General features: G+C 61.2%; 22 protein-coding genes. 8 read left to right on the top strand and 14 right to left on the bottom strand.

Annotation, left to right across the window (positions count from 1 at the left end):
* Positions 1 to 18: 18 nt before the first annotated feature.
* The 5 genes from V6657_RS03155 to V6657_RS03135 all read right to left on the bottom strand — a co-directional run bounded on the left by V6657_RS03155 (position 19) and on the right by V6657_RS03135 (position 8,126).
* Positions 19 to 3,084: an efflux RND transporter permease subunit gene (locus V6657_RS03155; RefSeq protein ID WP_048935179.1), complete on the bottom strand. Its 3,066-nt coding sequence runs from the start codon at positions 3,082 to 3,084 to the stop codon at positions 19 to 21.
* A gap of 8 nt (positions 3,085 to 3,092) precedes the next feature.
* Positions 3,093 to 4,205, bottom strand: coding sequence for an efflux RND transporter periplasmic adaptor subunit (locus tag V6657_RS03150; RefSeq protein ID WP_171017995.1), 1,113 nt, complete (start codon positions 4,203 to 4,205; stop codon positions 3,093 to 3,095).
* A 92-nt stretch (positions 4,206 to 4,297) separates the two neighbouring features.
* Entirely contained in the window at positions 4,298 to 5,776 is a 1,479-nt protein-coding gene (locus tag V6657_RS03145) for an efflux transporter outer membrane subunit (protein ID WP_048935197.1), read from the bottom strand.
* Between the two features lie 1,532 nt (positions 5,777 to 7,308).
* Positions 7,309 to 7,623 carry a helix-turn-helix domain-containing protein gene (locus tag V6657_RS03140; RefSeq protein ID WP_248694811.1) on the bottom strand — a complete coding sequence of 105 codons (315 nt, stop codon included), beginning with the start codon at positions 7,621 to 7,623 and terminating at the stop codon, positions 7,309 to 7,311.
* 263 nt (positions 7,624 to 7,886) lie between these two features.
* Positions 7,887 to 8,126 (bottom strand): hypothetical protein, encoded by a 240-nt coding sequence (locus V6657_RS03135; protein ID WP_048935182.1) that lies wholly within the window; start codon positions 8,124 to 8,126, stop codon positions 7,887 to 7,889.
* A 200-nt stretch (positions 8,127 to 8,326) separates the two neighbouring features.
* On the opposite strand from V6657_RS03135, the gene V6657_RS03130 reads away from it, so the two are divergent.
* From V6657_RS03130 to V6657_RS03120, 3 genes are all read left to right on the top strand, one after another.
* Entirely contained in the window at positions 8,327 to 8,743 is a 417-nt protein-coding gene (locus V6657_RS03130) for a helix-turn-helix transcriptional regulator (protein ID WP_082170279.1), read from the top strand.
* 160 nt (positions 8,744 to 8,903) lie between these two features.
* Positions 8,904 to 9,539: a TnsA endonuclease N-terminal domain-containing protein gene (locus V6657_RS03125; RefSeq protein WP_048935184.1), complete on the top strand. Its 636-nt coding sequence runs from the start codon at positions 8,904 to 8,906 to the stop codon at positions 9,537 to 9,539.
* Positions 9,520 to 9,921 (top strand): hypothetical protein, encoded by a 402-nt coding sequence (locus V6657_RS03120; RefSeq protein ID WP_248694812.1) that lies wholly within the window; start codon positions 9,520 to 9,522, stop codon positions 9,919 to 9,921. The genes V6657_RS03125 and V6657_RS03120 overlap by 20 nt, the downstream gene beginning before the upstream one ends.
* Here V6657_RS03120 and istB read toward each other — a convergent pair.
* Positions 9,918 to 10,703 (bottom strand): IS21-like element helper ATPase IstB, encoded by a 786-nt coding sequence (gene istB, locus V6657_RS03115; RefSeq protein WP_004630242.1) that lies wholly within the window; start codon positions 10,701 to 10,703, stop codon positions 9,918 to 9,920. The genes V6657_RS03120 and istB overlap by 4 nt on opposite strands.
* Complete coding sequence (gene istA / locus V6657_RS03110; RefSeq protein ID WP_012760797.1) at positions 10,693 to 12,219, bottom strand: IS21 family transposase; 1,527 nt, start codon at positions 12,217 to 12,219, stop codon at positions 10,693 to 10,695. Before istA ends, istB begins: the two co-directional genes overlap by 11 nt.
* 286 nt (positions 12,220 to 12,505) lie before the next feature.
* Between istA and V6657_RS03105 the strand changes: the two genes are divergently transcribed.
* Positions 12,506 to 13,759 carry an Hsp70 family protein gene (locus V6657_RS03105; RefSeq protein ID WP_048934168.1) on the top strand — a complete coding sequence of 418 codons (1,254 nt, stop codon included), beginning with the start codon at positions 12,506 to 12,508 and terminating at the stop codon, positions 13,757 to 13,759.
* A 301-nt stretch (positions 13,760 to 14,060) separates the two neighbouring features.
* Here V6657_RS03105 and V6657_RS03100 read toward each other — a convergent pair whose 3' ends face one another.
* Genes V6657_RS03100 through V6657_RS03090 form a run of 3 tightly spaced genes read right to left on the bottom strand, consistent with a single transcriptional unit; the run spans position 14,061 to position 15,581 of the window.
* Positions 14,061 to 14,744, bottom strand: coding sequence for an MIP/aquaporin family protein (locus V6657_RS03100; RefSeq protein ID WP_048934167.1), 684 nt, complete (start codon positions 14,742 to 14,744; stop codon positions 14,061 to 14,063).
* Positions 14,745 to 14,749: 5 nt separating this feature from the next.
* A complete protein-coding gene (locus V6657_RS03095; protein ID WP_048934166.1) occupies positions 14,750 to 15,244 on the bottom strand; it encodes an arsenate reductase ArsC in 495 nt (164 codons plus the stop codon).
* A 13-nt stretch (positions 15,245 to 15,257) separates the two neighbouring features.
* Positions 15,258 to 15,581: a metalloregulator ArsR/SmtB family transcription factor gene (locus tag V6657_RS03090; RefSeq protein ID WP_021196701.1), complete on the bottom strand. Its 324-nt coding sequence runs from the start codon at positions 15,579 to 15,581 to the stop codon at positions 15,258 to 15,260.
* 124 nt (positions 15,582 to 15,705) lie between these two features.
* Here V6657_RS03090 and V6657_RS03085 point away from each other — a divergent pair, with 124 nt between their 5' ends.
* Positions 15,706 to 16,671, top strand: a complete 966-nt coding sequence (locus V6657_RS03085; protein ID WP_048934165.1) for a chromate resistance protein ChrB domain-containing protein — start codon at positions 15,706 to 15,708, stop codon at positions 16,669 to 16,671.
* A 44-nt stretch (positions 16,672 to 16,715) separates the two neighbouring features.
* Positions 16,716 to 17,891 carry a chromate transporter gene (locus V6657_RS03080; RefSeq protein ID WP_048934164.1) on the top strand — a complete coding sequence of 392 codons (1,176 nt, stop codon included), beginning with the start codon at positions 16,716 to 16,718 and terminating at the stop codon, positions 17,889 to 17,891.
* Between the two features lie 76 nt (positions 17,892 to 17,967).
* Here the strand turns inward: V6657_RS03080 and V6657_RS03075 are convergent, their stop codons facing one another.
* A complete protein-coding gene (locus V6657_RS03075) occupies positions 17,968 to 18,135 on the bottom strand; it encodes a helix-turn-helix domain-containing protein (protein ID WP_274923312.1) in 168 nt (55 codons plus the stop codon).
* 108 nt (positions 18,136 to 18,243) lie between these two features.
* Between V6657_RS03075 and V6657_RS03070 the strand changes: the two genes are divergently transcribed.
* On the top strand, positions 18,244 to 18,756 hold the full coding sequence (locus tag V6657_RS03070) for a chalcone isomerase family protein (protein ID WP_048934163.1): 513 nt from the start codon (positions 18,244 to 18,246) through the stop codon (positions 18,754 to 18,756).
* 11 nt (positions 18,757 to 18,767) lie between these two features.
* On the opposite strand, the gene V6657_RS03065 is transcribed toward V6657_RS03070, so the two are convergent.
* Positions 18,768 to 19,400 (bottom strand): lipocalin family protein, encoded by a 633-nt coding sequence (locus V6657_RS03065; RefSeq protein WP_171018010.1) that lies wholly within the window; start codon positions 19,398 to 19,400, stop codon positions 18,768 to 18,770.
* Between V6657_RS03065 and V6657_RS03060 the strand changes: the two genes are divergently transcribed.
* Positions 19,377 to 19,919 carry a DUF2878 domain-containing protein gene (locus V6657_RS03060; RefSeq protein WP_048934162.1) on the top strand — a complete coding sequence of 181 codons (543 nt, stop codon included), beginning with the start codon at positions 19,377 to 19,379 and terminating at the stop codon, positions 19,917 to 19,919. The two genes, V6657_RS03065 and V6657_RS03060, sit on opposite strands and share 24 nt — an antisense overlap.
* A 6-nt stretch (positions 19,920 to 19,925) precedes the next feature.
* On the opposite strand, the gene V6657_RS03055 is transcribed toward V6657_RS03060, so the two are convergent.
* Together V6657_RS03055 and V6657_RS03050 are read right to left on the bottom strand one after the other, a co-directional pair.
* A complete protein-coding gene (locus tag V6657_RS03055; RefSeq protein WP_048934161.1) occupies positions 19,926 to 21,035 on the bottom strand; it encodes a cyclopropane-fatty-acyl-phospholipid synthase family protein in 1,110 nt (369 codons plus the stop codon).
* A gap of 24 nt (positions 21,036 to 21,059) precedes the next feature.
* A complete protein-coding gene (locus V6657_RS03050) occupies positions 21,060 to 21,836 on the bottom strand; it encodes a DUF1295 domain-containing protein (protein WP_048934160.1) in 777 nt (258 codons plus the stop codon).
* Position 21,837: the final 1 nt, after the last annotated feature.

Genomic DNA, 21,837 nt, shown 5'->3' with positions numbered 1-21,837 from the left:
GGAGAATGACTAGGCTCTTCAGACCGCTGGGCTGGGCACCGAATCCGCTTGGCTCGCGACCTCCGACCGATGCGTTGTGCCAATGAACATGTACATCGCGGGCACCAGGAAGAGGGTCAACATGGTTCCGATCCCTAGCCCAGCGAAGATGACCAGCCCCATGTCATGGCGCCCTGCGGCACCCGCACCCGAGGCCCAGACGAGCGGGACGACGCCCAGCACCATTGCAGCCGTTGTCATCAGAATCGGACGCAAGCGCACAGCCGCTGCCTCTTCGATCGCCTCACGCTTGCTACGTCCAGCACGTTGGAGTTCATTGGCAAACTGAACAATGAGAATCCCATGCTTGGTAATCAATCCCAGCAGGGTCACAAGACCCACCTGCGTATAGACGTTGATGGACGCGAAACCGGTGGTGATGAATGCCAGAGCACCAAAAAGTGCAGGCGGCACGGAGAACAAGATCACGATCGGATCGCGGTAGCTCTCAAACTGGAAGGCCAATGCAAGGTACACAATCAGGATCGAGAACAGCAGCAGGCCAACGAAGCCCCCAGACTCCTGCATGAACTGACGCGACTCGCCCGAGTAGTCCGCCGAGTATCCCTTCGGCGCTACCTTGGTGAGAATCGTGCGCATCTTTTCAAGCAACTCGCCTTGAGAAAGTCCGCTCACCCCAGAGATCGTCGCGGAGTTCAACTGCTGGAAGTGGTTGATCGACTCGGGCTGCACAGATGTTTCGATATGGGCAACCGTTCGAGCGGGGATCATCGATCCGGAAGGGGTACGGATGTAGTAGTCCAGGATTTGATCCGGATTCAGGCGATCTACCTGCAACGTCTGAGGAATCACCTTGTATGACCGCCCGGCGATGGAGAAGTAGTTCACATAGTTGCCGCCCAATGCCGCAGATAGCGCCGCACCGACATCCGCCTCCGTCATCCCGAGCGCGGCAATCTTCTCGCGATCGACGACGAGTTTGGCCTGCGGCTTGTCGAGCTTGAGATCAAGATCCGCAAACCAGAACAATTGCTGTTTCTGGGCCTCAGCCATGACCGCCTGTGCGACCTCGTTCAGGTTGTCGATGGGCTCCGTTGTGGTGATAACAAACTGCACCGGCAGACCCTGCGCCCCCGGCAGAGACGGAAGCGGGAAGGCGGCAATCTGGGCACCCGCGACCTCGCTCCACTTGCGTTGTAGATCTCGGACCAGATCAGCCTGCGAACGGTCGCGCTGGTTCCACGGCTTCAGAAGAACACCACCTAGGCCCTGATTGAGCGCGGGAACGCCCGTCAGTTGGAACATCTGGTCGTACTCCGGCTCCTTCTTCGCGATCTGATAAGCATGGTCTGCGAGCATCTGCATCTGCTGCGGCGAAGCATTTGGAGCCCCTCGAAGTTGCATGAAGACAAGGCCTTGGTCTTCTGTCGGTGAAAGCTCACTTCGTGCCGTAAAACCAGCCGCCGCAACCAAGGCAAACAGAATGAACCCGAAGGTCACGAGAACAGGCCAAATGTTGATGCCCTTTGTGAGCAGGCGGTGGTAAGCGCCGCGCAGGCGATCAAAATAATGGTCCAGCAGGCGGGCAAAGCGGCCTTCTTCCTGACCAGATTTAAACAGCCGCGAAGTCATCATCGGCGAGAGCGTCAGCGCCACGATGCCAGACACGGTGACAGCTCCAGCCAAGGAGAAACAGAACTCCTTGAACAATGCCCCAGTGAGGCCACTGCGCAAGCCAATGGGCACGTAAGCGGCGACCAGCACCACCGTCATGGCCAGGATCGGGCCGCCAAGTTCTCGGGCTGCGATGAGCGCCGCTTCCATGACGCTCTTTCCCTCTTCCTTGATGTGCCGATCAACGTTCTCCACCACGATGATGGCGTCATCCACCACCAGCCCGATTGCAAGAACCAACGCCAACAAAGTCAGCAGGTTGATCGAGTATCCGAGCAGGAACATGATGAAGAAGGTTCCTACTAGTGACAGCGGAATGGCCACCAGCGGCACGATGACTGCGCGAAACGCTCCAAGGAACAGATAAATGACGATCGTGACGATGAGAAGCGCCTCAGCCAGCGTCTTGATGACCTCATCGATCGACGTGTTGATGAACTCCGTCGAGTCGTAAACAATGTCGCCGCGCACTCCGGCGGGCAACTGCGACTTCAGCTCCGGAAATGCTTGGCGCACCTTCTCGGCCACGGTCAAGATGTTGGCGTTGGGCGCCACCTTGATACCGATGAACACCGAACGCTTGCCCGAGAAGGCAACGCTGGTGTCATAGTTTTCCGCGCCCAGCGTGACATTGGCCACGTCTTCCAGGTGAACCAGTGCGTCGCCGTTCTGCTTGATCACAAGACGCTTGAACTCGTCTACGTTGTGCAGATCCGTACCGGCGGTAAGGTCGACCTTCACCATCTGTCCCTTGGTTGAACCAACAGCGGACAGATAATTGTTGTTTGACAGTGCAGCGTAGACGTCCTGAGCCGAGACGTTGTGCGCAGCCAGCTTGGCCGGATCAAGCCATGCTCGCAGGGCAAACTGCCGCCCGCCCAATATCTCCGCCGTCTGCACGCCCTCAATGGCATCGAGCTTAGGCTTGACGACACGGGCCAGGTAGTCGGTGATGTTGTTGGTGGCCAGAACATCGCTGTAGAACCCAAGGTACATGGCGTCCGTTGTCTGTCCCACCGCCACCGATAGCACGGGCTGCTGTGCTTGCGCGGGCAGTTGGTTCTTCACCGAGTTGATCTGCGTGTTGATCTCGGTGAGCGCCTTGCTCGAATCGTAGTTCAGCCGAAGCGTCGCGGTAATTGTGGAGACACCGGTGATGCTCGAGGACGACAGGTAATCGATCCCTTGCGCTTGCGCGATGGCTGACTCCATCGGCTGCGTGATGAACCCCGCCACAGTGGCCGCGTCTGCCCCGTAGTAGTTCGTGGTGATCGTAACCACGGTGTTCTCGGTACGCGGCCATTGATTGACCGGCAGGCCGAAGATCGAGCGCAGGCCCAGAATCAGAATCAGTAGAGAGATGACGACCGCCCACACAGGCCGCTTGATGAAGATGTCGGTGAATTTCATGTTGGACCTCACTGCTCCTGCGGCGTCGGCGCGATGGCATTCGTCGGCGCAATGCTGTTGTCGATCCTCACGGGCGAACCGTTCTTGAGCTTCATTTGGCCGCTCGTAATGACCTGGTCGCCCTCCTTGATGCCCGTCAGAATGGCAACTTGATCTCCGCGGGTCGGCCCAGGTTTGACGAAGGTCTGCTGAGCTGTCAGCACCTCTTGCCCTTGCTCGTTCTTGCCCTTCGCAGCAATGAATACGGTTGTGCCGTACGGGTTGTACGTCACTGCGGTCTGCGGGACCGTCAGATAACGCTGCGTGGCGCCTGAAGCAACGGCCGCACGTGCAAACATGCCCGGCAGAAGTAGTTGCTTCGGATTCGGAACGGTTGCTTCAACAATGACATTGCGCGTTGTTTGGTCCACCTTTGTGTCGATGGCGGTGACCTTGCCGGCAAATGCCTGCCCGGGCAGGCCGTCGGTGGTCACGGAGACCGTCTGCCCCAGCGCAATGGCCGAGAGCTGCCCCTGCGGCACATTGAAGTCGATGTAGATAGGATCGACGGTTTGCAGCGTTGCCACCTTGTCGCCGGGGTTCAGGTACTGACCGGGGTTGACACTTGTCACACCGATTCGCCCAGCAAACGGTGCACGGATCGTCTTCTTCTCCACAAGGGCACGCTGCTGTTCTGCAGCGGCACGCTTGGACTTCAGGTCAGCCTCATCCGCATCCACTTGGGCCTGCGACACTGCGTTGACCGCGAGCTGCGCCTTGTCGCGCTTGAGCACGGTGGCTGCCAAATCGGCCGTGGCTTGCAGCGAGTGCAGCTGAGCGACGTCGGCATCCGCGTTGAGCTGCACAAGAAGTGCTCCTGCCGATACGTCTTGGCCAGGCTTGAAGGCAATCGTCCGGACGATCCCCCCCGCCTCTGTAGTGACATCAACGCCGCGGAATGCCTTCATTGATCCCACGGCAGCGACATTCGGTTGCCACTCAGCCAACTGCGCTTTTGTTGCTGTTACGACGGCAGGCGGTTGCGGCTGCTTTGCTTGAGCGATGAGGTTGGATATCTGAACAAACTTGGTACCTCCAATAATCGCGACAATGAGCAGCACGATCGCGCCCATGATGAGCATCGGTCGAAGCAGACGTCGCTTTTGGGGGCCGCGCGGCTCCGCAAGAGATGCTGATGAAGGAAGGGTGGTGTTGGTATCGGCCATGGTCGTCCTCACGGATTCTGTTGTTCAACTTGGCCAGACCATGCCGACGGCGACGGTACCTCAGCCAAAGATTCAGTACGGTTCCACCAGCCTCCACCAAGGGCCTGGAACAACGTTGCGGTATCGGTAAAGCGAGTGGCTTGAGCTTGGATGAGCGTCACGTGCGCTTGGTAGTACTGACGCTGCGCATCGAGCAGGGTCAGATAGCTCACGGCCCCCAGCTTGTATTGGGCGGCCGCTAGATCCAGCGTTTCCCGTGCGAGGCTGTCAGCCTCGACATCGGCGGCCAAAGTCCGGGCGTCGGTTTCGAGCGCGACGAGCGTGTCGGCGACGTTTTGCACGCCTTGCAGAACCGTACTGCGGTATTGCTGCCAGGCGGCGTCGTAAGCGGCGATGGCGGCGCGACGTTCTGCCGTCAATTGCCCGCCCTTGAAGATGGGCTGGGTCAAGCCGCCCGCCAGTGACCAAAGAACGTTTGCCGGATTGAAGAGATTTGCCAGCCGGGAGCCTTGGTAACCGTAGTCGCCGGTAATGCTGAACTGAGGAAGCATCGCGGCAGTGGCAACACCAATTTGAGCGCTGGCTTGGTGGAGCTGAGCCTCGCTCGCCCTAATGTCCGGGCGTTGCCGCACGAGAGACGAGGGCAGACTGACTGGCAATTCGGTCGGCAGTGTCAGATTCTCGAGCTTGATGACGGGCAACTCGGCGGCCGATGGCGCCTTGCCTATGAGTACCGCGAGCTGGTCGCGTGTTTGACCGAGCTGCTTTTCCAATCCGGGAATGCTTGCGCGAGTCGTGGCAAGCTGAGTCTGCTGCTGTAGAACCGTCGAGCGCGGTACTGCGCCTACCGAAAACTGTTGCTGCACAAGACGGAGTTGCTGTGCTTGCGCTTCAGCGATTTCCTCCGTGGCTCGCAATTGGGCGCGCAAAGAGGCTTCGCGCAACGCGGTGGTGACGACGTTTGCCGTCAGCGTCAGATAGGTGGCCTCAAGCTGAAACCGTGACGCATCCACTTGCGCTTCGACCCCCTCGATCTGCCGCCGGGCGCTACCGAAGACGTCAACGTTGTACGAGACGCTCACCGTTGCATTGAGCGTGTTCAATTCGGCAGCGCCAAACGATGTGCCGGTCGCGCCGCCAGAGGTCCGCTGACGTGACCCCTGCGTTTGCGCCGTTACGCTGGGCAGAAGAAGTCCGCCCTGGTTAGCCCTCAGCGTTTCGCGGGCTTGTCGAAGGGTCGCCTGCGCGGCACCCAACGTCGGACTGTTGGTCAGCGCCTCCTTGATCAGCGCGTCGATTTCGGCCGAATGGAACAGCGTCCACCACTGTGCCGATATATCGCCACCGGGCGCAAAACGCTGCGACGCACCGCCCAATCCGGGTGCACTGGCGGTAGCCGCAGGTAATGGCTGCTCGGTGTAAGAGGTTTCCTTCGGAGCCGCAGGTAACTTGAAGTCCGGGCCGACAGCACAACCGCCAAGCAACATGGCGGCCGCCAACGCTGCTATACCAAGCCGCTTTTCCAAGTGGTGGCCCAGAGGCTGCCGACTGTCCGCTCCGCCCATGTCCACAGAATATTCGCGCATGATTACAAACTATTAATTGACGTGTTAATTAATTAACAAGATGGGATCAGCGCGGGAGAATCCGTCTTTGAGCGCGTGCCACGGCGTAGACGTCCGCTGTGGGTCACAAGACGGCCTCAAGGCCCTCCACGTACTCTGTTGGCTGAGAGAGGCGAGGACCGACGCCAGGGGACCACCGAGTTGGAGGCAATATTAATTCTTGCTTTAGTTAATTTTTAGGAGAATTTGGGCGCACTCATGCATCACAGCGTTCCACTGGTGCAACGCGAGCAATGGCCTGCCAGTGGTATGGCGGCGGCACCGTACCGGATCAGAACGAGAGTTCGGAAAGCTTGAAGTTCGGGAATGACAGCAGCGAGCCGTCGTGCGTGATATTGGCGCTCGACCATGTCGACGGTGCTTGCCGGGGTGGGTAGCCTCTGCGATCTAATGCGTATCACCCGATGTCGCCGCGTGTGCTGAATGCCCCGCGGCAAGGAGCAGGTGATACGACATGATCCAAGTAACAGAAGCCGGTTTCTATCCAACTACCTTTACTGGTGGACACAGCCCATCTGGCACGACCGCACCAGCCCCCGCAAGGGCATCCCCCACACACCTATCCCCACCACGCACCCAGGTCCGCTGCGGGGGCGTCGCCAACACATGCCGCAACGCCTGCAAAGCCGAGCAGACCCGCAACCACGGGTGTGCATGAAAGCCGGTGATTGGGCAACAACACCGGCGTGAGGAGGATGATTAGGAGCGGCCAGAGGTAGTGCAGGAGATTGGCTGCAACTGGCTCAGCCAATTTGAGGCTCAGGAAATACAGCCCGTGATAGCCGAACATCGCCGCGGCACCGACTAGGACTGCAGACGGAGGCAGCTCTCGCCAACGGACCCATGGGAGGCCACATGCACCACCAATCACCAAAGCAACACCTGTAGAGAAAGGTGCAGGAATTCCGCTCAACGCAACCGCGGAAGCGGCTAGCGAGCTCCAGATCAGTAGCGCGAGGATTGCAAGTAATTCGGGCACAAGCTTTCTCTGCTTTGCGTGCCTTAACCGGCACAGTTATACGCAACAGCCGAACAACTACGGCGATGCACTGTTAGCTTAGAGAAAGGTCCCCCCCCCCTCTTGAACTTCGCCCCAGGGGATGGAATGCCAGATGACGCTCTCCTACAAAAAGTAGGAATGAAGAATAGTTATCGGCCGTTGCCTAGGATTCGGAAATTCTGGGCGGCTTGCAGCATGTATTAACCTAAGCGATATCGCCGCGCCGGGATACCTGTGGTGGGATGAATACGGGAGTGGAATCATCAGCCACGCCAATGTGGCTGCCATACCGCGGGCACTCGCGAGGGGCGATGTAGTAGTTCTCCACATTGGCGGCTGGCTGCGCGAGACCCATGGCGTCGAGAACCTTGGCGCAGGCGGCGCTGCACCCGGCTCAAGTGGAACGACGCAGACGCGAATGGGAGGCGCGCAGCCGGGGCTGGGCCTCACGAGTGAGAGTCAACGGATTGGTGGTGTCAACCGGCGCAACGGTGTTGAGCCAATCCTGCCGCCCCAAAGCACGGAGCACGCAGACCAGGGTCTTGACCGTCGAGCCATGGCCTCCCTCGAGGTTACGCAATGCCCTGACGCTTACGCCAGCCGTTTCAGCCAGCGTCTTCTGCTCGAGATTCCTGAGCAGGCGAAGCGACCTGAGCTTTTCACCCAGTTCCGCCTCCATCTCTTCCGGCGTCAGATCTATTCCCGCCATGATTCCACGCAAACGAAACCGTCTACCGTAAGCGCCCTTTTTGCGCCTCTAGTGCCATGGATATGCGAATAAACACCCATTTCTTTCTGCGCCCAAAACCGGAGGATAAACGCCCCTTTTTTGCCTATTAAATCGTTCTACCAAAATCCCGTGATACTGGTTCTTTTCGAATTCACACTGACCGTCTCTTCAATAGAAGCCAATTCCCACAGCCTCATTTGCACCGTTAGGGGACCCAATCAGCGCTCTCGGCCACGCAACGCTCACGTGAGGTCGTCTTCTTGACCAGCAAGATCGCTTGTTTTTGTCGAAAAGTCATGCTGATTCAGGGTGAAAACATAAATTTCGTCCGGGAAGTGGAAATGGCGGACCCACCCCAGATCACACAATCCCAAACCGCTGGGGGCTATATCGCTCTCAGCAACGCCGAGCAACTGATCTATGAAGAAAACAGTCCCCGTCTGTTCGTCACCCCACCAACACCCGCCCCCGATGCCGCGCAATCATGCTCCTGGCCCCAATCCATCTCGCACCAGATTGGTTATTACCATGATTACAAGCATATAAGCCTATCTAGCGTAAGCGCCCCATCTACGCCTTTTATATCGCTCAAAGTAATTATCCATCTCCATGCGAGATAAAATTCTTGAAAGGGTCTCAACGATTTCTTACTCTTAGCACCAAAGAATTTCTCGACTCTCCAATGAGCCCATTTTCGATAGTTCTAAGGATGCTACGTGCGAGGTTCGAACTGGCACAGGGGGAGTTCGCGGCGCGGTTGGGCTATCGTCAGTCCTACATCTCGGCGCTCGAATGCGGCTCTAAGCTTCCCAAGGAAGCGGAGCTCGTCGAACGAATCGTCCGCGTCTTAGATCTAGGTGGCGCTGACGAAGCTAGCCTGCGTGAGGCTTTCGAGGTATCGCGCCACTTCAGCCTGCCTCAGCGCGGTGCGCCGGCTGCGGCGTACCACCTGTGCGCTCAGTTTTCCGAGTTGCTCCCAACCCTGTCTCCAGCGGACGCCAAAGCCTTGTCCGCAATGCTGGAGGTATTCCGACGCAGCGATCGGGGGGCCACTTGCACAAGCCGTACGCTGAAACGCGTAGAGGAGACACCTATGTAGAAAATAAAAACGCCACCTAACCCCGGAGGACTAGGCGGCGTGGAGATACCTTTCGATACCTCTGTTGGCGCAGTCAGTATCGAACGCACTATCCCACCTGTCAAGTCCTCTTCAAGCCTTCCCTTCGGGGAGACGGATCCCCTTTGCTTGGAGAGACCTCATGCAAGCCGCCAGAAAGGTCGTAACCCGCTCGCCGCACCGACGAGTGGGGCTTATCGCCTGCCCGTGGTTCCAGTCCACCCCCATCGAATACGAGAGTCTGCTTGAACGCGATTTTGTGCGCCTTGCGCTTCTGGACCTCGAGATTTCTTCGATAGCTCACCAACCTTTTTCGCTGGATCTCGGAGAACTGGGCACATATTTCCCCGACTTCCTCTTGGTCGGACCCGACAAGAAAGTCGTGGTCGAGGTGAAGCCTGACAAGCGAGCGCGCGACGATAGGAACAAGCCGCGATTGGCATGTGCCGAGCAACGTCTGCAAGAGAAGGGCTTCCAGTTCGTCGTAGCCACGGAAAAACAAATTCACCACGGCAAACGCCACGAGCGCGCCTCAGTTCTACTTCGGCACGCACGTAGCCATATTTCCAAAGTGGTAACGGAGCGAATCATCGCTGTCGCCTGCCATTGTCCCAATGGCATCAAAATCCGCGATGTAGCGTGTGAGGCATCCACCTCCGTTGAGACGGTTCTGCATTTAGTCGGGCGTAGACGCCTTCGGATCAACGAGGCGTTCGACTTCGATGAGGATCAGTTGGTCTACCCGGTCGGAGGCATCGATGTCGATCTACACGCTTGATACGGATCTAGTCTTGCAGAGCGGCGACGCTCAGTGGCAGGTCCAACGTGTCCTGGACGACCAGTACGTTCAACTGGAGAACCTATCTACCGGCCGCATCCGCCGCGAACGCATCGGAAAGCTCGCCAGCGACATCACATCTCAGAAACTGACTGTCGTAAGGGATAGCGGATCGGTCCCATTCGGAGAAAAGCGCGCCCCGACTCAGATGGTCGTGTGTACCGCAACGCTCCCCCCTAAACACAAGAAGAAATTTGAGCGCGCCTACGACTACGTCAAGCAAATGCGTAAGCGCGGCATCACCAAAGGTCAGCGTGTTGATTTGCACCGAATCCTGACCCAGGATTTGCATCGAAAACTGACCCACCCCAAAGGCTGTTAGGTGTCGCTTTGTGCGGGTTGTTTGGCGGTGCGTTTCTCCTTCTTGGGCTGGGTGGTGCTGTGCTTGAAACGATAGCTATCGTTGCCGGTTTCAACAATGTGGCAGTGGTGCGTGAGGCGATCCAATAGCGCGGTGGTCATCTTGGCGTCCCCGAAGACGCTGGACCATTCGCCGAAGCTCAGGTTGGTGGTGATGACGAGGCTGGTGCGCTCGTAGAGCTTGCTGATCAGGTGGAACAGCAATGCGCCGCCGGTCTGGCTGAACGGCAGATAGCCCAGCTCATCGAGGATCACCAGGTCGGCATACATGAGTCGCGTGGCCAGGTGTCCCGGCTTGCCTGAGACCTTCTCCAGTTCCAACGCGTTGACGAGCTCCACGGTCGAGAAGAAGCGCACTCGACGGTGATGGTGCTCCACGGCCTGCACGCCGATGGCGGTGCCGAGATGGGTCTTGCCCGTACCTGGGCCGCCGACCAGCACGATGTTGTGCGCCGACTCGAGGAACTCGCAGCGGTGAAGCTGCCGCACCAGTGCTTCGTTGGCCTCGCTGCAACTGAAGTCGAAGCCGGTCAGGTCTCGGTAGGCTGGGAAGCGCGCCACCTTCATCTGATAGGCCAGCGAGCGCACCTCGCGCTCGGTGAGCTCGGCCTTGAGCAGACGCGACAGGATGGCCACGGCCGACTGGTAGGCCGGCGAGTCCTGCGCCGCCAGGTCGCCCAGCGCTTGTGCCATGCCGTGCAGCTTCAACGACTTGAGCATCTCCAACATGACTTCATGCTGCATGATGCACCTCCCGATCTCGCAAGCTGTCGTAGCGGCCGACGTTGGCCTGCGGTTCGACGTGCAGCGCCAGTGCCTGTGGTGAGGTGATCGGTGCCACGGGCTCGCCTTCCAGGAGGCGGCTGAGGATGTTCAGGATGGTTTGCTTGGACGGGGCACCCGCCTCCAGTGCGAGCTCCACCGCAGTGAGCACGGCCTGTTCGTCGTGCAACAGCACCAGCGCCAGGATCTCGACCATCTCGCGATCGCCACCAGGGCGTTTGAGCAGTGTGGATTGCAGGCGTCGGAAGCCCTCTGGCAGTTCGGCGAACGGTGCGCCGTTACGCAGCGCACCGGGCTTACGCTGCAGCACCGCGAGGTAGTGGTGCCAGTCATAGATTGTGCGCCCCGGAAGATGGCTACGGTCGATGTGCCGCACGTGCTCGGCAATCACCTGGCCTTCGGCCACGAACACGAGCCGATTGGCATAGACGCGCAGACTGATGGGCCGGTTGGCAAACGACGCCGGTACGCTGTAGCGGTTGCGCTCGAAGGTCACCAGGCAGGTTGGTGAGACGCGCTTGGTGTGCTCCACAAAGCCATCGAACGGCTGCCCCACGGGCATCAGGTGTGGCCGCTCCAGCGACCAGGCCTCCCAGAGGGTCATGTCCAGCTCAGGATGGCGGGTCTGCTGCCACAGCCGTACGCACTGGTCGGCCAGCCAGTCATTAAGTGCCGCCAGAGAGCCGAATGCAGGGATGCGTTGCCAGATGCGGTGACGGCTGTCCTGCACGTTCTTCTCTATCTGCCCCTTCTCCCAGCCCGAGGCCGGGTTACAGAACTCGGCGTCGAACAGGTAGTGGCTGACCATGGTGCTGAAGCGCAAGTTGACGTCACGCAACTTGCCCAGGCGCACGCGATCCACGGCGGTCTTCATGTTGTCGTAGATGCCGCGACGCGGGATACCGCCCCAGGCCACAAAGGCGTGGTGATGGGCATCGAACAGCATCTCGTGGGTCTGCAGCAGATACGCGCGCAGGAAGAATGCGCGGCTGTGGCTGAGCTTGAACTGAGCCACTTGCAGCTTGGTGCGCTCGCCGGCGATGACCGCCCAGTCCTCGCTCCAGTCGAACTGGAAGGCCTCACCCTCTGCGAAGCGCAGTGGGATAAAGGTGCCTCGCCCCGACGTGCGGGCTTGCTCCTGTTGCTCCTGGCGCCAGCGGCGAGCGAATGCGGCAACGCGATCGTAGGAGCCGGTGAAGCCCAAGGCACACAGATCAGTGTGGATCTGCTTGAGTGTGCGCCGTTGCTTGCGTGGCTTGTTGGCCTCGGTCTTGAGCCAAGCGGAGAGCTTGGCGGCATGGCCGTCGAGCTTGCTCGGACTCTGCCGTGCAGGATAGGCCGGTGCCGTGGTGTCAGCGCGCAGATAGCGCCTGACCGTGTTCCTGGAGATGCCCAGGCGTCTGGCGATCTCGCGCAGCGGGATCTGGTCGCGAAGATGCCAGCGTCGAATGATGCTCAGTATGGCCACGTCGATCACTCCGATCTCCCGCTCGTTGCCGAGCGGGACAGTGTTCTATACGTGGGTCAACATTCGATGCAAAAACCTACCTCGGGTGGGTCAGGATTCCGTGCAAATCAACACGCGTTGGCACCATAGGCCGGATCGCGCCATGCAGGAAGATAGTGGACCTGGATATAGCCTCGCTCAATCCGCGGATCCGTCGCACAAAGCCACTACAATAGCGCCCCTTCGCCGGTGGCGCCCGCTCCTGATATCCCGTGCAGGCGCATGCCTCCCGCTGCACTCAAGAAGCCCCACTCCTATGATGTCAAACGCTTGCGGCGTCGATTTCGGCACGTCCAACTCCACCGTCGGCTGGCTGCGCTCGGACGCACCCACCCTGCTGCCGCTCGAAGACGGCAAGGCTACACTGCCTTCCGTCATCTTCTTTCACGCCGAAGACCCGCTGGTCAGCTACGGCCGTGCCGCGCTGACCGACTATCTTGCCGGCTACGAGGGCCGCCTGATGCGCTCGCTCAAGAGCCTGCTCGGCACGTCGATGATGGACGACAGCACCGAGGTCATGGGCCAGGCCATGCCCTTCCGCAAGCTGCTGGCGCATTTCATCGGCGAACTCAAGAGCCGCGCCGAGCGCGCCGCCGGCCATGAATTCCGCCGCGCCGTGCTGGGCCGCCCGGTGTTCTTCATCGACGAAGATCCCAAGGCCGACCAGCTCGCCGAAGACACGCTGGCGGAAATCGCGCGCGACGCCGGCTTCGACGAGATCGCCTTCCAGTACGAGCCCATCGCCGCCGCGTTCGACTACGAGGCCGGCATCAGCGGTGAAGAACTTGTGCTGGTGGCGGACATTGGCGGCGGTACGTCGGACTTCTCGCTGGTGCGCCTGTCGCCCGACCGCGCGAAACGCCTTGACCGCCGCGAGGACATCCTCGCCAACGGCGGCGTTCACATCGGTGGCACCGACTTCGACCGCGCCCTGAGCCTAGCCAGCGTGATGCCGCTACTGGGCCTGAACAGCACGCTGCGCAACGGCAAGGCGATGCCGTCCGGCCAGTATTTCGACCTGGCGAGCTGGCACACCATCAACCACGTGTACACGCGCAAGGCGTGGGCGATGGTAATGGACAATTACCGAGATGTTGCCGACACCGAAAAACTCGACCGCCTGATCCGCCTGATCCGCGAGCGCGCCGGCCACTGGCTGGCCATCCAGGTGGAAGCCGCGAAGATCGCGCTGTCGGACGTCCCGGTGGCGGAGATCGACCTGCACCGCATCGCGCCCGAGTTGAAGCAGCCCGTCACGCGCGAGGACTTCGACCAGTCGATTGGGAAGCTGGTCGGCAAGACGGTCTCGACGGTGCAGGCGATGCTGAAGACGGCGGGCGTCGCAGCGGAAGCGGTCGATACCATTCTCTTCGCCGGCGGCTCCAGCGGGGTGCCGCTGCTGCGCGAGCAACTGGCGCAAGTGCTGCCGTCGGCGCGGCGCGTCGAGGGCGACCTGTTCGGCGGAATCGGTTCTGGCCTGGCGCGCGATGCGGCGCGCAAGTTTGGCTGACGGGCTGAAAGGCTGAGAGGCGGCGAGACGTTTCGAGCGTATCGAACCATCCGGGCTGGGATATTGCTGTCGTCGGAGACGAGGACCACGCCATGCTAGAGGCGATCCAACTCAAAGCGACGGACTCATTTCGCAGGCTAAGCTCAATGCCGTCGCCAGACGGCTCAACGAACGTCCGCACACAACTCTAAACTTCGATACGCCAGCCTCCTCCCAACTGCTGTTTCCCACCCATAGCGGAAATGCGTCGCTTACCTGAACGGGGCGGTCGCCAATGTTGGCAGCACTCAAGGCGCTTCAACTACTGCTCGACTCCTTTTGAATCGCCACATTGCGATAGCCGTGGCCCGAGCAAACGATGCAGCATAAGCCCGAGCGCTGCTCCAACGCACTCGGCGGCGATGAAGCCGGACACGCTCGACGGCGCGATGCCTGCAAAGCTGTTGCTGAACATGCGCCCGAACGCCGCCGCCGGATTGGCGAACGACGTGGAAGCCGTGAACCAGTAAGCTGCGCCGATGTAGGCAGCCACCATGGCAGACGCCTTACCCTGCGGCGCGCGCAGGATGACCAGCAGCAAACCAGCTGTCGCCACAGCTTCGGCAATCCATTGGCCGAGTCCGCTGCGCAGCTTGGTCGAGAACTGGATGAGCGACAGGTCGAACATCGCGTGCGCCAGCCATGCGCCCAGCACGGCGCCAACGAGTTGCGCGATCACGTAGGGCATCAGGTCAGCCCAGGGCAACTCGCCCTGCGCCACCATCACTGCGCTGACTGCGGGGTTGAAATGCGCGCCGCTCGTCGGGCCGAACACCTCGATCAACATATACAGGCCGCCCACCGTGGCAGCCGTGTTGGCCAGCAACGCAATCGCCGCGTTCCCGCCAGCCAGCCGCTCGGCCATGATGCCCGAGCCGATCACGGTGGCCAGCAGCAGCGCCGTTCCCAATGCTTCGGCAAGAAGGCGGGTTCGCAGGTCAGCCATGGCGCTCAGCTTTGCGAGATGCGCTCAAGCTTGGCCTGCAGCTCGGTGTTGCTCAGCGTGTCGAGCGGCAACATCAGCAGTTGCAGCACACGGTAGCCGATGGCTTGGCGCGTGATCTCGAAGGCGTGGCGCTTGCCTGCGTCACCGCCCGGTGCGTTGGATGGGTCTGCATAACCCCAGTGCACCTTGACCGGGCTGCCAGGCCAGTACGGGCATGGCTCGGCAGCCGCGCTGTCGCACACGGTAATGACCACGCGCATCTGTGGCGCACCGTCGGCCACGAACGCATCCCAGCTTTTGCTGTGGTAACCCTTGGTGTCCATGCCCGCATTGGCGAGCGCTTCCAGCGCGAACGGGTTGATGCGGCCGCTCGGCGCACTGCCTGCGCTGTAGGCGCGGACATCCTTGTTGAGCATCTGCGCCCAGTGGTTGAGCATGCCCTCGCTCAGCACGCTGCGCGCGGAGTTGTGGGTGCAGAGAAACAGTACGTTGGTGGTCATTGGTACACAGGTCTCAGCACTGACAAGCCGTGGAACTGACATCGAGACATGGCTCGCCCTTGCAGCAGTTCTCACTCAGAAAGCCAAGCAGCGCGCTCATGTGAGCGAATTCGGCGCGGTAGATGAGGTTCCGGCCATCACGCTCCTGCGTCACGAGTTGCGCATGCATCAACTCCTTCAGATGGAACGACAGCGTGGCGCCCGGCACATCGAGTTGCTCGGCAATGGCGCCGGGCGTCAGGCCCGCAGGCCCCGCGACCACGAGCATGCGGAACACCCGCAGGCGCAGGTTGTGCGCGAGGGCAGCCAGGGAGCGGATGGCGATGTCTTCTTCCATATTTCCAATTTACTGGAAATATGGAAGAAATAAAAGAGCCACCGCTGGAGTTGATCTCGACGGCCAGATATGTAGCGATATCTACGGCATTGCTGCGATTCATACACCCACCTATTCTGCTGTCATGACACTTCTTTCAGACTCTTGGCTCTTGCTAATCGTCAGCTTGCCGACCTCCAGCGCGACCGTGCGCATGCGAGTGTGGCGCGCCGTCAAAGCGCTTGGCTGTGTCGCCCTGCGCGACGGGGCTTACCTGCTGCCCGCGCATGCGGAGCAGGCTTCCCAGCTCAATGCACTTGCGGACGAGGCCGCGCAGGAGAACGGGCAAGCCTGGCTGCTGCGCGTCCAAGCTCAGGGGGCCGACGAGACAGCCGCCTACCAGGCACTGTTCGATCGCACGCCTGATTACACGGATTGGCTCGCTGAATTGGCCGAGGCCCGCAAAACGCTGCCTGACTTGGCAGCGGCCGACCTCAATCGACTGCGTCGCAGGCACGCCCGCGCATACGAGGCCATTCACAGGATCGACTTCTTTCCCAATGAAGCCTCCATCCGCGCACAAGCGCAGTGGCGAGATTTTGCGGGCGCGATTGAGGCGATGCAGTCGACCGGTGAGCCACGCGCGGCGGCCGGCAGCATCGCGCGACGCGACCCTACGCAGTATCAAGGGCGTGTGTGGGCCACGCGCCAACACCTCTGGGTGGACCGTGTCGCCAGCGCCTGGCTGATCCAGCGTTTCATCGATCCGCATGCGCGCTTCCTTTGGTTAGAAAGCCCAACCGATTGCCCCGCCGACGCACTGGGCTTCGACTTTGACGGTGCGACCTTCACCCACGTTGGCGACAAGGTGTCGTTCGAGGTGCTGCTCGCGAGCTTCGGTCTGGACGACAACGCAGGGCTTGCCCGCATTGGTGCCGTGGTGCACGCGCTTGATGTGGGCGGAACCACCGCCCCCGAAGCCAGTGGCTTCGAGGCCATCCTGGCCGGCGCTCGCAAGCGGTTGGCCAATGACGATGTCCTTCTTACGGAAATCAGCGTCGTTCTGGACTCCCTATATGCCCACTTCTCGGGCAACCGCAAACCAAGCTAGCCCCCCAAAAAGCGATGACAAACGCGCCCCGCACCATTGCACCAATGCCACCATCCATCCACGACCGCCCAAGGTACTCGCTCCGGCAACTGGTGCTGTACTTCCTTCGACTCGGCACCTTTGGCTTTGGCGGTCCCGTTGCGCTTGCTGGCTACATGCGCCGTGATCTGGTGGAAGCGCGCCAATGGATTACGGAGGCCGACTACAAAGAGGGCCTCGCATTGGCGCAGCTCGCGCCCGGGCCGCTGGCCGCACAGTTGGCAATCTACTTGGGCTACGTTCACTACCGCATTCTCGGGGCGACCCTGGTTGGCATCGCCTTCGTGATTCCGTCGTTCCTGATGGTTGTGGCGTTGGGTTGGGCCTACGTGCGCTTTGGCGGGCTAACGTGGATGCAGTCGGTGTTCTACGGTGTCGGCGCGGCGGTGATTGGCATCATCGCTATCAGTGCCTACAAACTCACGACAAAGAGCGTCGGCAAGGACAAGCTACTGTGGCTCATCTATCTGGTTCTGGCGGCGGTGACAGTCGCCACGGAGTCGGAGGTGGCTTGGCTGTTCCTTGCGGGCGGCATACTCGTCTGGTTTTGGCGCGCGCCGCCCAAGTGGATACGCCAAGGCAAGGTGAATGCGTTTGCCGCGACACCCATCGCCGCAGGCAGCGGCATTCTGAGCATGATCGACTGGCCGCTGCTGTCGCAGATTGGTGTGTTCTTCGCCAAGGCTGGCGCTTTCGTGTTCGGCTCGGGGTTGGCCATCGTGCCATTTCTGTATGGCGGCGTCGTCACCGACCACCACTGGCTCAGCGAGAAGCAGTTTGTCGATGCAGTGGCCGTGGCCATGATCACACCCGGGCCGGTCGTGATCACCGTTGGCTTTATCGGCTATCTCATCGCGGGCTTGCCGGGTGCCTGCGTAGCAGCGGCTGGCACGTTTCTGCCGTGCTACCTGTTCACCATCCTGCCGGCACCGTACTTCAAGAAATACGGCAAGCTGCCGGCCATCCTGGCATTCGTGGATGGCGTGACCGCAGCGGCCGTAGGCGCCATCACCGGTGCAGTGATCGTGCTAGCCAAGCGCTCCATCGTTGACGCGCCGACCGCGCTGCTGGCGCTGGTCACGGTGGCGTTGCTGCTCAGGTTCAAGAAGCTGTCGGAGCCAGTCATCGTTGCCGGTGCAGCCTTGATCGGCCTGGCCGCCTATCCGCTGCTCCATCATTGAGCTGGCGGCTGTCGTGCAATGGATCACCGACCCTGCACCGGACCACGAATGGCAATGCCAACGGATTCTGCCGTGCTCAATGCTGCTTGGCATCGAGCATGTAGCCTTCGCCGCGAATCGTGCGAATCAGCTTGGGCTCCTTGATGTCTTCTCTCAGCTTGTGACACAAGCGCGAGATCTGCACGTCGATGCTGCGATCAAATGGCGGCCAATGAGGTTCAGACGCCAGTTCGCGAACGGGCACGCTTCCTGGGTATCGGCATGCAACAGAGGCCTGGTGGCGCAGTCTTGCTCCTGACCAAGGGAGGCGGCAAACTCAAGCCACTTCCCTGGCCGATCCTGGAGGTTCGCCATGCGTGTGCTGATCATCCTGCTTGCCGCGATACTCAACACCTCCGCATGGGCGGATTGCCGAAACCAGTTGGACCACGCCCAGCTGTCAGGCAAAGGCGCACTGTGCCTTCTGGGCTTCTGCCTCTACGACGCGCAGCTCTGGAGCACGCAGACACCGCCCAGCTACGACACACCGTTTGCTCTGCAGATCACATACCGGCGTGCCATCACCCGCGCACGGCTCATCGAAACGGCGGTCGATGAAATCCGCCGCCTGAACGTGCCCCCGCCGCCCGATTCAATCTTGACGCAATGGCAGGCAGCCATGACGCCAGCCTTCATCGACGTAAAGCCCGGTGACACACTGTGCGGCGTCTACCTGCCGGGGCGCGGCGCGCGCTTCTATGCCAATGGGCAACTGACCACCGAGGTGGACGACCCCGCCTTCGCGCACGCGTTTTTCGATATCTGGCTGGCACCGGGCACCCGTGCTCCCGCATTGCGGCGCCATCTTCTGGGGGAATCGCGGTGATATGTGTACGGCTAGTGCGCATCCCCCGGCGACTGAAACCCAGGCTGACCCACCTGGCTTGGAAACTGCGGCACACGCTTGAAGCGCGTGATGTCGTAGCCCATCGCCTCAAACCGGTCGAGCGCTGCGCGGTAGTCGGCATCACTCATGTCGGGGTCCCGGGAGAACACCCAACCGAGACTCTTGTCCGGGTAGCCAAGCAGCGTGACGCGGTAGTCGGCATCCACATACAGCGTGAGCTGCGACACGTAGATCGGCCAGAACAACCGCACACGCCACGCGCCTCCGCCGCTGCCTGCCACCACCGAATCGACAAACTGCATGCGCTTGAATGGTGCGGCAAAGCCGCCGGGCCGATAGACGTAGGCATCGTCGATGCGGCCGTCGGGGCGCAGCGCCCATTCGGCGTAGCTGCCGACGTTGTCGCGCTCGCCAACATACGGGATGTTTGCGATCACGTACCAGCGCCCCATATAGCGGGGCAGATCCACCGGCACGGTCTGCAAGGGCACCGCGGCGCGGGGGTTGGTGTTGGGCGGCGGGCCCGAGCAGCCAACCGCGATCAACGCGAGGGCGGCGGCGGCCAGCGCGTGTGTCCACCGTAGGCGGGTCCATCTGTCATGCCGTGGTCGATCGTCAAACATCGCGCCCTCCTCTATGCCGTGGCTGGGCAACTTGGGTGGTTCGTCTGTGTGTTGAGCGCCGCGCACGATGTCGCCTGGGTGGGCATCGGCTGCGTGGTCATTCTGCTGGTGCTACATCTACGCTACGCCGCGCAGCCAGTGCGCGAGTTGCGGCTGGCTGCGCTGATCGTGCTGTGCGCGGCGCCGTGGGAAACCGCACTCGTCCGCACTGGGCTGGTCGTGTACTCGCATGGCGTGCTGTGGCCCGGCGTGGTGCCGCCGTGGCTGCTGGGTCTGTGGGGCTTGTTCGCGATCCAGTTGAACGTCCTCTTCCGTTGGCTGCGCAGCCGCCCGTGGCTGGCGGTGGCGTTGGGAGCGATGGCCGGGCCGCTGTCGTTCCGTGCCGGCGTCGCGCTGGGCGCGGCGAGCTTTCCTGACACGGCAATGGCCCTGCTTGCATTGGCGGCGGGCTGGGCGCTCTGGATGCCGCTGCTGGTGTGGCTTGCACAACGCCATGACGGCATCCGTACGCGTGGCTGAGCAGACCTAGCGCTTTTCAAACCGGTAGTGCACCACGCCCCATTCATTGCCGCGTGCATAGCCAAACAGTTCCGACACCGCCAGATAGAACATGCGCCAGCGCTGAAACCACACCGCCGCATCGCGCTCGCCATAGGTCTGCACGAACACAGGCATCAGCCTGTGGCGCGCAGCGTCCAGGTTGGCAAGCCAATGATTGGCCGTGCGCGCGTAGTGCGTGCCATTGACCCACCATTGGCGCGTCACGCGCAGATCATCCTGAAACTGCAGCAGCAGGTTTTCTGAGGGCATCGTGCCGCCGGTAAAGAAATACTTCGACATCCAATCCGTGCCGTCCTGCACCTGAAAGTGATACGCCAGCGTGCGGTGCGCGAAGAGGTGCACAAACAGCACGGCATCGGGCCGCATCCAGCGCGCGATCTTGCTGAGCAGCAGGCCGTAGTTCTTCATGTGCTCGAACATCTCGATCGACACCACGCGATCGAAACACCCGTGCGCCGGCACGTCGGCAAACTCAAAGTCGGCAATATTGCCGGTGTGCACCGTCAAGTTTGCAATGCCGCGCTCTGCCGCTCGCGCGCGAATCCACGCGCGTTGGCTGTGCGAATTGGACAGCGCCACAATGCGCGCCTTCGGATACTGCGCCGCCATCCATAACGACAGCGAACCCCAACCACAACCCAGATCGAGAATGCACTGCCCATCGGCCAGGCCTGCGCGCTCTGCATAACACGCGAACATCGCCTCTTCGGCCTGCGCGAGCGTCTCATTTCCGGTTGGGTACAGCGCGCACGAATACTTCAGGCGTGGGCCGAGATGCGCCTCAAAGAAGGCTGGCGGCAACTCGTAGTGCTGCGCGTTAGCCTTGTCCGTCTCGATGGCGATGGGGCTGGTGCGCAGTTCATCTAGCAATGCGTTGAAGCGCCGTGTGCGCAGCTCCCCGTTGTGAATCCCCTCGTCTTGCAAACGCTGCCGAAGCAACGCGCGCATGCCCATGCGGATGAGCGTGTCGGGCAGCCAGCCCCGCTCACAGCATTGGATCAGCCAACCATTGTGCGGCTCCTGGGTGGCCTGGGTGGGTGTGGACGGCGTTGACGGCGTGCTCAGCGTGGTCATGCAGGTCTCCTCGCGATTGGCAGATCAGCGGCGCGGCGGCCAGGGGATCAGAACACTGGTGGTGCGCGCGTAGTCGGCGTAGTCCGCGCGCGTGGCGTGCATGTGCGCTTCGAGCATGGGAATGCCCGACACCTTGAGCAGCAGCCACGCCATCAGCACCGGCGGCAGCAACGTCAGCCACGCCCACGGCGCACCCACCGCCAGCGGCACGTAGGCTAGCCAGTGCACGCACTCAAAGAAATAGTTCGGATGCCGTGAATACCGCCACAGACCGGCGCGGCAGGTCTGACCATGGTGAGCCGGGTCCGCCGCAAACGTACGCAGTTGCCGATCGGCCAACGCCTCCCCGGCCACCGAGATCAGCCACAGCACAACGGCGGCCAGCATGGCCGCCATGCCCGGTGCATCTGCCCGGTAGCTCGGCACTGCAAAGGCCACTGCCAACAGCATCGACACCGCTGCCTGCAACTGGAAGAACCCGAACATCTTGCGCGGCGTGGCCGTGCCCCATTGCTCGCGCAGCTTTCGGTAACGCGCATCCTCCGGCTTGCCGGCATTGCGCCGCCACAGGTGCCAACCAAGACGACACCCCCAGAGCGCACCACCCACCCCAACCAACACCCGCGCCGGTGTGGAGCCCGTTCCCAGCCACGCATACAGCAACGCCACCACGCCCAGCGAGAACGCCCACACGGGGTCGACCATGCCGGCGTTCTGCGTCCACAACTGCCACGCCCACATGGCGCTGAACACAGCCACCAGCAGCAACAGCACAACGAGCGCGGCGCCTAACGGTGACATG

The sequence above is a fragment of the Ralstonia sp. RRA genome (assembly GCF_037023145.1).
Taxonomy (GTDB): domain Bacteria; phylum Pseudomonadota; class Gammaproteobacteria; order Burkholderiales; family Burkholderiaceae; genus Ralstonia.
This window is presented reverse-complemented; position numbering and strand designations above follow the sequence as displayed.